The 569-nt window shown below is 69.9% G+C and carries 1 pseudogene; it reads left to right on the top strand.

What is annotated here, in order from left to right:
* Window positions 1-569, top strand: a pseudogene (locus D7V80_RS41165) (AMP-binding protein); the annotation flags it as partial.

Here is a 569-nt window from a genome sequence, read left to right as displayed (position 1 = left end):
ATGCGCGGCTTCAGCCTGTTCCTGCGGGCGTCCCGGGCGAGCTCTTCATCGGCGGTGCGGGCCTCGCGCGGGGTTACCTCCGCCGTCCCGACCTCACCGCGGAGCGCTTCATCCCCGACTCCTTCAGTGACTCGCCCGGTGCCCGCCTCTACCGCACGGGCGACCGCGTCCGCTGGCTGCCCGATGGAGAGCTCGAGTACCTCGGCCGCATCGACTTCCAGGTCAAGCTGCGCGGCTTCCGCATCGAGCTGGGTGAAATCGAGGCCGCGCTCCAGGCTCACCCCGACGTCAGCACCGCCGTCGTCCTCGTCCACGCCTTCTCGGAGAGCGACAAGCGCCTCGTCGCCTACGTCGTGGGTTCCGCCTCCATCGACACCGACGCCCTCCGCCTCTTCCTGCGCGAGCGCTTGCCGGACTTCATGGTGCCGGCCCTCTTCGTCCCGCTTGACGCCTTCCCGCTGACCCCCAACGGCAAGGTCGACCGGAAGGCGCTGCCGACGCCCACTTCCTCCCAGCTTTCCGACTCGCGCGCCTTCGAGGCTCCTCGGACGCCGACCGAAGAGCGGATC

Source organism: Corallococcus sp. CA054B (genome assembly GCF_003611625.1).
In the GTDB taxonomy this organism is placed as follows: Bacteria; Myxococcota; Myxococcia; order Myxococcales; family Myxococcaceae; genus Corallococcus; species Corallococcus coralloides.
The sequence above is the reverse complement of the archived record's forward strand: the minus strand, read 5'-3'. Positions and strand labels throughout refer to the sequence as shown.